The sequence below is a fragment of the Microbacterium sp. genome (genome assembly GCF_047607465.1).
Classification (GTDB): domain Bacteria; phylum Actinomycetota; class Actinomycetes; order Actinomycetales; family Microbacteriaceae; genus Microbacterium.
In genome coordinates this window covers 1-8,232 of the sequence record NZ_JASGCY010000021.1, presented here as the reverse complement: position 1 = coordinate 8,232, position 8,232 = coordinate 1, and the positions used below count along the sequence as shown (strand labels likewise).

The 8,232-nt window shown below is 68.8% G+C and carries 9 protein-coding genes, 1 tRNA gene and 2 pseudogenes; 2 read left to right on the top strand and 10 right to left on the bottom strand.

Annotated elements, in window-relative coordinates; all coding sequences use genetic code 11:
• Positions 1-124: 124 nt before the first annotated feature.
• The 6 genes and pseudogenes from QM568_RS02290 to QM568_RS02265 form a co-directional block, all read right to left on the bottom strand.
• Positions 125-679, bottom strand: a pseudogene (locus tag QM568_RS02290) (IS110 family transposase); the annotation flags it as partial.
• Positions 680-887: 208 nt separating this feature from the next.
• Positions 888-1,352, bottom strand: coding sequence for a hypothetical protein (locus tag QM568_RS02285; RefSeq protein WP_415135398.1), 465 nt, complete (start codon positions 1,350-1,352; stop codon positions 888-890).
• Positions 1,349-2,077 (bottom strand): hypothetical protein, encoded by a 729-nt coding sequence (locus QM568_RS02280; protein WP_415135396.1) that lies wholly within the window; start codon positions 2,075-2,077, stop codon positions 1,349-1,351. The genes QM568_RS02285 and QM568_RS02280 overlap by 4 nt, the downstream gene beginning before the upstream one ends.
• 33 nt (positions 2,078-2,110) lie before the next feature.
• On the bottom strand, positions 2,111-2,428 hold the full coding sequence (locus tag QM568_RS02275) for a hypothetical protein (protein WP_415135394.1): 318 nt from the start codon (positions 2,426-2,428) through the stop codon (positions 2,111-2,113).
• Positions 2,429-2,430: 2 nt separating this feature from the next.
• Complete coding sequence (locus tag QM568_RS02270; protein ID WP_415135392.1) at positions 2,431-3,180, bottom strand: hypothetical protein; 750 nt, start codon at positions 3,178-3,180, stop codon at positions 2,431-2,433.
• Between the two features lie 223 nt (positions 3,181-3,403).
• Positions 3,404-3,476 (bottom strand) — tRNA-Lys (locus tag QM568_RS02265).
• Between the two features lie 122 nt (positions 3,477-3,598).
• Between QM568_RS02265 and QM568_RS02260 the strand changes: the two genes are divergently transcribed.
• Both QM568_RS02260 and QM568_RS02255 read left to right on the top strand, forming a co-directional pair.
• On the top strand, positions 3,599-4,426 hold the full coding sequence (locus tag QM568_RS02260) for an inositol monophosphatase family protein (protein WP_415135400.1): 828 nt from the start codon (positions 3,599-3,601) through the stop codon (positions 4,424-4,426).
• A 22-nt stretch (positions 4,427-4,448) separates the two neighbouring features.
• Positions 4,449-5,015 carry a hypothetical protein gene (locus QM568_RS02255; protein ID WP_415135390.1) on the top strand — a complete coding sequence of 189 codons (567 nt, stop codon included), beginning with the start codon at positions 4,449-4,451 and terminating at the stop codon, positions 5,013-5,015.
• 171 nt (positions 5,016-5,186) lie between these two features.
• On the opposite strand, the gene QM568_RS02250 is transcribed toward QM568_RS02255, so the two are convergent.
• From QM568_RS02250 to QM568_RS02235, 4 genes and pseudogenes are all read right to left on the bottom strand, one after another.
• The gene (locus QM568_RS02250) at positions 5,187-6,002 is read right to left on the bottom strand and encodes a lytic murein transglycosylase (protein WP_415135388.1); all 816 of its coding nucleotides are present in this window, start codon (positions 6,000-6,002) and stop codon (positions 5,187-5,189) included.
• Positions 5,999-6,775: a heme ABC transporter ATP-binding protein gene (locus QM568_RS02245; RefSeq protein ID WP_415135386.1), complete on the bottom strand. Its 777-nt coding sequence runs from the start codon at positions 6,773-6,775 to the stop codon at positions 5,999-6,001. The genes QM568_RS02250 and QM568_RS02245 overlap by 4 nt, the downstream gene beginning before the upstream one ends.
• Positions 6,772-7,854 (bottom strand): FecCD family ABC transporter permease, encoded by a 1,083-nt coding sequence (locus tag QM568_RS02240; protein ID WP_415135384.1) that lies wholly within the window; start codon positions 7,852-7,854, stop codon positions 6,772-6,774. The genes QM568_RS02245 and QM568_RS02240 overlap by 4 nt, the downstream gene beginning before the upstream one ends.
• Positions 7,851-8,081 (bottom strand): annotated as a pseudogene (locus QM568_RS02235) (hemin receptor); the annotation flags it as partial. The gene QM568_RS02240 and the pseudogene QM568_RS02235, both read right to left, overlap by 4 nt.
• Positions 8,082-8,232 lie beyond the last annotated feature (151 nt).

Sequence of the window (8,232 nt, the reverse complement as noted above, 5' to 3'; positions counted from 1 at the left end):
GGGCCACAGCCACTGTTCCTGCCACGTCTTGCTCCTGCGGGGCGACCGCCGCCTCGACGGTCGAAACTGCTTGCGTACTCATATGTCACTCCTGAATCGGAGTTACACCGAAAACCGTACAGTCCCGCAGCAGGTCGAGCATCGCAGGGTGGTCGAGCCGTGGCCCGATCACCCGTTCCAACGCGGGGTGGATCTGCGTCAGCAGCCCGCGGATGCGGTTGCTGACTTGGGTGATCTGTCCGGCAAGGTCGTCGTCGAAACCACAGAGCATCGACAGTTCCGCGACCTGCTTGTCGGCGACCTGGATCGACCGGAGTGTGTGGGGCATCGTGCGCGCCGTCTCGGCGATGATCGCCGCGTCCCGCGCGTCGGTTTTCGCCTCACCCGGGTGCAGATCCGCGATGCGCCGCATCGCGAGCCCCGGCAGATAGCCGACGACCGCACCAGCTGCTTGCGCGACGGCCACCGGGAGCGCGCCGATCGTCGCGGGCTGATCGACCACGAGCAGGACCAGGCCCTGCTGTTGCAGCTGCGCCAGCACCGCGCGCAGCTTGCTCTCGTCGTTGGGGAGCGCCCTGTCGAGCAGGCGCTTCCCGGACCGATCCAGGGCGACGGCGTGGTGCTCGCCTTTGCCGACGTCGAGGCCGATGAACACGTCGACGTCGTCGTATCTGTCGATGTTGCTGACCACGCTGTCCTCCGCTTCGCTCGTGACGGCGTCCGCAGGCGGTGTGTCTCGGCATCCACGTTACGAACGGCCTCGAGCAACACTCGGGTCCAGCCCCTATCAGCGATCACGCACCGCCAACCAGGCTCGGTGACAACACCCCCCAGATCATCAAGGACAGGGGGCAGCAATCATGCCGAGCCCGGCAGGCCGTCACCCATCAGGATCCCTCCATCCGGGCTACGAAGAAAGTAACGGGGTTGTCGATGCGTTCTGCGGCGATGCGCCGCGTGCGCCAGCCGATCGCGGCGACGAGCACGACGATCAGCAGCAGCGCACCGCTCATCCCCATGCCCCAGGGGCTCGCGAAGACGACGGCCAGGACGAAGGTCATCACCGCGCCGCTGATCCCCAGCACGAGCACGAAGAGGGTGAACGCCGTCGCAAGGCCCTTCAGCATCACGGGGTTCCCTCGTCCCCCGGCGAGTTGGAGGGCTGGAACCGCCAGCACCAGCGTGAGCAGCGCCAGGGCGGCCGACAGCAGCCCCGCGCCGAAGAGAGGGCCGTCGAGAGGCACACGTCCGAATCCGAACGCCGCCAACGCGACGAGACCGGCGGCGAACAGGACCAGCAGCCCGCCGAGAAGGCCGGGCCGACCAGACGACGCCGAGCCGTTCACGGTCATGACGTCGCGATCTTCGGCCAGGCGGTGATCCCGCTCGATGTCAACGCCAGCGTCGCCTTCGCGGAATCGGCCTGACCGCTCAATACCCACCATCCCGCGGCGAGCGAGCCCAGACAGACGACCGCTCCGACAACGATGGTCACGATGGGCACGACCATCGACGGCGCGGCTGCTCCCAGTGTGGCCGCCGTCGCAGCCGCCGCGGCCTTCGCGGTGACGATCGTCACCACAATCGTGCCGATGAGGGTGAGCAGCGCCACGACGACCGCTGCCCAGAACGCGATGATGCCAGTGGCCATCGTGCTGAGCGCGGACGAGATCCGCTCCGCGTAATCGGACAGGATCGATGTGTTCGCCCGACGCTGCGGCTCGAGCGACTGCACGTACTGGTCCTTGCCGCGGCCCGACCACTCGTCCTCGGTCGTGAGCGCCTGGTCGGTGATCGTGTCGTTGATGCGGGCGACACGGCCCCCGACCTCGGCCCACGTCGCCGACGAGCTGTTGAGCAGGGCGGGATCGCCGACGTAGCTCAGCTTGTCGACGATCCAGTCCCAGATCTCGCCGAGCTTCACCATCAGCTTGTCCCACTCCTCGCGAAGACGGTCGGCCACCCAACTGAGGATGGCGGGGATGAGCGAGAGCACTTTGTTGACGAGTCGCAGGATCTCTTCGATCTTCTGCTGGATCTTCCTCAACAGCTCGATGATCTGCTGCGCGGGGTTCATTGTCGTTCTCCTCCGGTTGGTTCGCGCCCGCCGTCAGACGACCGGCTGCCACATCGCGTAGTACTCGGAATGGGTGATGTCTTCGAGACGCATGAAGTCATCCCGGATCGCGATCAGGGTGTCGGCCCCCGCGCGCACGTTCGCCGCACCGTTCCTGAGGAGGTCCACGACCACGGTGTGCAGCTCCTGATAGCGGTCGGCGACGTCCTGACCGGCGAACGAGAACGCACCTCGATGGATGCTGATCGCGCCGATGTCTCCTGATGCCGTGGACAGGACGTCTCCGGCCTCGTCCCAGATCCCGGCGTCGTTGGCGAGCGCCTCGAATTGCGCCCGAAGTTCTGGATGCATGATCAGCCCCTTCCGCGGATCTCGTCGATGAAGCTGTCGGGATCGTCGAGGAAGCGCTGGTACTTCGCCAGCGGCGTGCCCTCGAACGGCTTCTGACCGAGCACCGCAGCGGCCGAGCCGCGAGCATCCGCGATCGCCTCGTTCAACTCTCGGGTGATCTGCGCGCCGCTGCTGCGCGACAGCCAGCTCTCGGAGAACGACACGTCGATGAGATCTCCGCCGACGGTGACCTCGACGACGACGTTCCTCGCCAGGGACGCCGATGAGTAGGTCGTGTTACCCCGCTGCACTGCGACTTTGAAGGTCTCGTCGATGTTGGCCGTCATGTCGTCGAGCATGCTCAGCACGTTCTCGAGGGTCCGTGTCAGTGCGGCCCCACGGTCGGGCTCCGCCTCCAGTGCGGCCTGGAGCCTGGCGGCGGCGGAGCCGCTGACCGGCGGCGTCGGGATCGAGCCCCGGTTCTCCCCCAGGCCTTCCTCCAGCCGCTCGGACCAGACCTCGGTCTCGACGTCGGCGAGTCGCGCCAGGGTCTGGATGACCGCGGCTGCCAGCTCGCTCGGACGGTAGGAGCTCCTCCAGCCCTCATTGATGGCGAAGGACGGCGTACCGTCCTCCCCGCGCGTGACCCGGATCGTGCCGCTGGGATCCTCCGCGGTCTGGGGGCCCACCCCCCGGCTGGCATCGGCCAAGAGCCTCGCCTCGCGATTCAGCTCATCTCCGAGCCCATAGAGCTTCTCGGCGTCGTCGGTCATCGTTCCCCCTCCGTCGGCGTTGTCTACGCCGAGCGACCGCGATGCCGTGTCCGTGCTGTTGGCGCCGTGACACCGCCACGCCCGCTCGACCCTTCCACGGTAGAGGAAGGGGCGCCTCACCGCGAGCATCGTTTTGGCCGATAACCCATAACCGCCGGATAACCCCGCAGGGGCGATGCAGAAAAGCCCCGGTAAGATGGCGAGATCTACCGGGGCTTGTCCGTGCACCCCCAGGGACTTGAACCCTGAACCCACTGATTAAGAGTCAGTTGCTCTGCCGATTGAGCTAGAGGTGCGTGGCCCGGGAAGCGTACCCCGGCCGAGGAATTACATTACCAGCCGATGGCGCGCATGCGAAATCGAGCCGGCTCCGACGGGGCGTTCGCGCGTGTCACGCAGGCAGTTCCGCCGCCAGGGGATGCCGGGGGCTCCCCACTATCCTGGAGTCGTGACCGTCTCCCCCCACGCCACTGCTCTCGCCAACGATCTCGCCCTCGCCCTGCGTCTGGCCGACGCCGCGGATGCCGAGTCCCTCCCGCGCTTCGACAGCGCCGATCTCCAGATCTCCACCAAGGCTGACAACTCCCACGTCACCGATGCGGATCTCGCCACGGAGCGCGCCATCAGGGCGATCATCGAAGCGGAGCGTCCCGCCGACGGCGTCTTCGGCGAGGAGTTCGGCGCGCAGGGCGACACCCACCGCCAGTGGATCATCGATCCCATCGACGGCACGGCCAACTACCTGCGCGGCGTGCCGCTGTGGGGCACGATGATCGCACTCGCGATCGACGGCGTGCCGCAGGTGGGCGTGGTGAGCATGCCCGCCCTCGGGCGGCGCTGGTGGGCGTCGGCCGGCGACGGCGCCTGGACCGCGACGGATGCCGGACCCCGCCGTCTGCACGTGTCGCAGGTCGCCTCCCTGGACGATGCGAGCGTGAGCTTCCAGAGCATCGCGCAGTGGGCGGCCGCCGGCCGCACCGCAGAACTCCTCGCCCTTGCGGAGCGCGTCTGGCGCGACCGCGCGTACGGCGACGTCTTCTCCTACATGATGCTCGCCGAGGGCCACCTCGACATGGTCGCCGAGTTCGACGTCAAGGAGTACGACATCGCCGCGGCCGTGCCGATCGTGCGCGAAGCCGGTGGCCGCATGACCTCGTTCGAGGGCGTTGAGACGATCTCCGACCGCTCGACACTCGCCAGTAATGGCATCCTCCACGAAGCGTTCCTCGGCCTGCTGCACGACTGACAGCGCACCTGCACGGCGAGAGATGATCCCCCGCGTCCCGGCAGCCGCGTTCGCCGCCGTTCTCGCGGCGGCATCCCTGGTCGGATGCGCCGGCGAACCGGCGGCTCTCCCTCGCCCTGCATCCTCGCCCTCGACCCCTCCCCCGGTGAGCGCCGCGCCGCCGACCGAGGAACCGGATGAGGCCGCACCCGCAGCGCCGACCTGCGAGTCCATCGTGACCGAGGGCACCGTCGCGGCGCTCACGGAGGCCGGGTGGACCCCGCGGCGCAAGGACTTCGTGATCGGCGACGTCGCCCTGCCGGAGGGCATACTGTGCTTCTGGGCCGACTACTCGGTCGCCACCGATCACGGTCAGATGTACGGATGGGCGCCGATCTCCGCCGCGGATGCTGGTGCCGCGCAGTCCTCGCTGCTCGCCTCGGGCTGGTTGCGCGAGGACGGCCCCGACGGGGTCTATCTCACCGAGGACCCCCGCTTCTCCCTCGGCGTCGACGAGGACGGCTACGGCATGACCTATCTGTTCGGCGACGGGTGGGTGAAGCTCGCCGACACCAGGGAAGGGCTGATCCTCGTGGACTGGGCGGGCTGAGTGTCCTGCTGACGACGAGCGGTGCGTGCGCGGGCGGCGTCGCTCAGCTCTCGGCGATCTCCTCCTGCTTCCAGCGGCGCGCCTGGATGAAGGAGCGGATGCCGAGGACGACGAGCAGAGCGCCGACGATGAGAGTGATACGGGGCATGAGGCTCCTTGCAGGGGTGTGGGTCAGTTCAGGCTCGCGTAGTGGGCAGCGGCGTCGGCAACGCGGTCCTGATAGTCGGCGCTGTCGTTGTAGGAGCGGATCGCGCCGATCCATGAGGCGGAACCATCGAGGGTGCCGTAGGCGTGGCAGAGGTAGCGGGCGGCGGTGAGCGCAGCATCGTCGATGTTGTGGATGTCGGCGATGCCGTCGTCGTTGGCGTCCGTGCCCCAGATCTCCCAGGTGCCGGGGATGAACTGCATCGGCCCGACCGCCCGATCCCAGGCGGCATCGCCATCGAGGCTGCCGTTGTCGGTGTCGGGGATCGCCGCCGAGCTCGTGCCGTCCAGAAGTATCCCGATGATCTCCGGTCGCGCAACGCCGTCCGGGTCGATGGCGCCGCCGTGGAGCGTGCCGTGCTCGGATTCGACGAACCCGATTCCGGCGAGGGTGTTCCACCCGACCGCGCAGCCCTCGTGCTCGCGCACCCACAGGTCGGCTCCGGCGTAGGCGGACAGGGCGCGGGTGGGGATGCCGGATGCCTCGGACACCCGCAGCACCCACGCGGGGTCGGTCAGCAGCACGATCCCCGCGGGAACCCATGCGGCAGCGGGAGCCGCGGTGGTCGCGGCAGGCGACGGCGTCGCCTCGGCCGTGACGGGTGCCCCCTGGTCGGCCTGATCGGATGCCTGCACGCCGCTGTCGGCGTTCGCCGAGGCCACGTACCAGATGACACCTCCCGTCACCAGCAGCACAGCGGCCGTGACGAGCGCCACGACGAGCAGGGCGGGCTGCCGATCGCGGCGCCCGGTGGGGGCGTCGGATGCGCGGTTGCCGGTCATGCTCGGATCGGGATGACGAGGGGTTTGCCGGTGCCGGGGTCGGGGATGACGCGCACCGGGGTGTCGTAGACCTCGTCGATGCGTCCGGCGGTGAGCACGTCCTCGGGTGCGCCGGTGGCAACGAGGCGGCCGTGGTGGATGATCGCGATGTCGTCCGCGTACGCGGCGGCCAGGGAGAGGTCGTGCAGCACCACGACGACCGCGCGCCCCTGGGCGGCGAGGCGGCGGGCGATGGTGAGCACGTCTTCCTGGTGGCGCAGGTCCAGAGCGGCGGTGGGTTCGTCCCACAGCATCACCGGGGTGTCCTGTGCGAGCACCCGCGCCAGCGACACGCGCGCCTTCTCCCCGCCGGAGAGAGTCGGGAACGCGCGTCCGGCAAGGGTCGCGACGTCGGCCTCGCTGATCGCATCGGCGATGGCCCGGTCGTCGTCATCCGAACGGTCGGTGCCGATCCAGGGGGCTCGCCCCATCTCGATCACCTGACCTGCGGTGAAGGAGAACGCAACCTGGTTGGCCTGCAGCAGCACGGAACGCGCCCGCGACAGCGCCACCGGATCCCATCCGCCCAGCGGCCGATCGTCGAGGGTGACCGTACCGGTGGTCGGGGCGGCGTCGCCGGTGAGGATGCTCAACAGGGTCGATTTACCGGCCCCGTTGGGGCCGACCAGGCCCAGCACCCGCCCGTAGCCGATGTCGAGGGTGACGTCCTCGAGGATGCGGACAGCGCCGGCACTGTAGCCGACGCGATCGAGGCGGTAGGCGATGACGGTCATGCCCAGCCTCCCGCCCTGCGGCGATTGCGGCGGATCAGCCAGAAGAAGAAAGGCCCGCCCACCAGCGAGGTCAGCAGTCCGATCGGCAGATCCGCGGCCGGCACCACGGTGCGCGCGAGCAGGTCGGCGTACACCATCAGCACGGCTCCGCCGAGCAGGGACGCGACGATCAGGGTGCGGTGGGAGGGGCCGAGGATCATGCGGATCAGGTGCGGGATGACCAGTCCCACGAACGCGATGATCCCGACGAACGCGACCGCGACCCCGGTGAGCAGCGCGACGATCACGTCGGAGAAGATCCGGAGCCGTTCGACCTTCACGCCCAGGTGGGCGGCGGTGCGGTCACCGAGGGCGAGCAGGTCATAGCGGGGGCCGAGCCGGATCGCGGCGGCGGTGGCGATGGCGCCGACCACGGCGACGATGAGGACTTCGTTCCAGCGGGAGCCGTTCATCGAGCCGAGCTGCCAGAAGATGATCTGCTCCCGGCTGGCGGTGTTCCCCGCGAACATGAACAGCGCCAGACCGGCCCCAGCGAACGCGTTCACGGCGATGCCGGTCAGCAGCAGCGTGACGACCTCGGTGCGGCCCTTCGCGCGGGCGCTGGAGTACACGATCAGGGTCGCGGTGAGCCCTCCGGCGAACGCGAACACCGCCGTCGACCAAGGCCCGAACACCGTCAGGCCCAGGGTGATCGCCCCGGCGGCCCCCAGCGCGGCGCCGGAGGAGACGCCGACGACGCCGGGCTCGGCGAGCGGGTTGCCGAAGATCGCCTGCATCACCGCACCGGCCACGGCCAGCAGCGCGCCGACGAGCAGGGAGATCATCACGCGTGGAAATCGGATCTGCCACAGCGTCTGCTCCAGCAGCAGCTCGTCCGGCGCCCAGGCGTTGTCGATGCCGATCGCGCGCAGCACCGATCCGATCACCTGGGCGGGACCGATGGCGAGCTGCCCGAGCCCGGCCGACAGCAGCACGCCGACGACCAGAAGCACGGTCAAGATCGCGTAGAGAAGGGCGCGCCGGCCGCTGCCATTGCTGGGGTCAAGGGCAGGGGCCTGCGCGGTCTGTTCCGCCGTCACGAACCGTCCCCGGCCGTGCTGTCGGGCGCATAGATCGCGCGAGCGAGAGCGTCGAGAACATCGGCGGAGCGGGGGCCGAAAGACAGGATGGTGCCGTCGTCCATATCCACGAACCGGCGATTCTGTCCCGCGGTGGTGACGGCGACGGCGGGCTTGTCGGCGAGGAGCCCGTCGATGCCGCCAGCGGATTCGATGCCCTTGGTCATCACCAGGATCAGGTCGGGGTCGGGACTGCTGCACGAGTAGGTGATATCTGATCTGGCTTGCCCGGGAGGGTGGGCCTGGAAGGATGTTGCTGTGCCCAAGCCCTATCCCACCGAGTTTCGTGACGACGTCGTGCGCGTCGCCAGGCATCGCGAGCCTGGAGTGACGATCGAG

What these genes read in the sequence shown, in the direction of transcription:
- QM568_RS02285 (WP_415135398.1), bottom strand. Translation starts at nt 1,352, where the DNA reads ATGACCGTGAACGGCTCGGCGTCGTCTGGTCGGCCCGGCCTTCTCGGC.
- QM568_RS02280 (WP_415135396.1), bottom strand. Translation starts at nt 2,077, where the DNA reads ATGAACCCCGCGCAGCAGATCATCGAGCTGTTGAGGAAGATCCAGCAG.
- QM568_RS02275 (WP_415135394.1), bottom strand. Translation starts at nt 2,428, where the DNA reads ATGCATCCAGAACTTCGGGCGCAATTCGAGGCGCTCGCCAACGACGCC.
- QM568_RS02270 (WP_415135392.1), bottom strand. Translation starts at nt 3,180, where the DNA reads ATGACCGACGACGCCGAGAAGCTCTATGGGCTCGGAGATGAGCTGAAT.
- QM568_RS02260 (WP_415135400.1), top strand. Translation starts at nt 3,599, where the DNA reads ATGCCGGGGGCTCCCCACTATCCTGGAGTCGTGACCGTCTCCCCCCAC.
- QM568_RS02255 (WP_415135390.1), top strand. Translation starts at nt 4,449, where the DNA reads ATGATCCCCCGCGTCCCGGCAGCCGCGTTCGCCGCCGTTCTCGCGGCG.
- QM568_RS02250 (WP_415135388.1), bottom strand. Translation starts at nt 6,002, where the DNA reads ATGACCGGCAACCGCGCATCCGACGCCCCCACCGGGCGCCGCGATCGG.
- QM568_RS02245 (WP_415135386.1), bottom strand. Translation starts at nt 6,775, where the DNA reads ATGACCGTCATCGCCTACCGCCTCGATCGCGTCGGCTACAGTGCCGGC.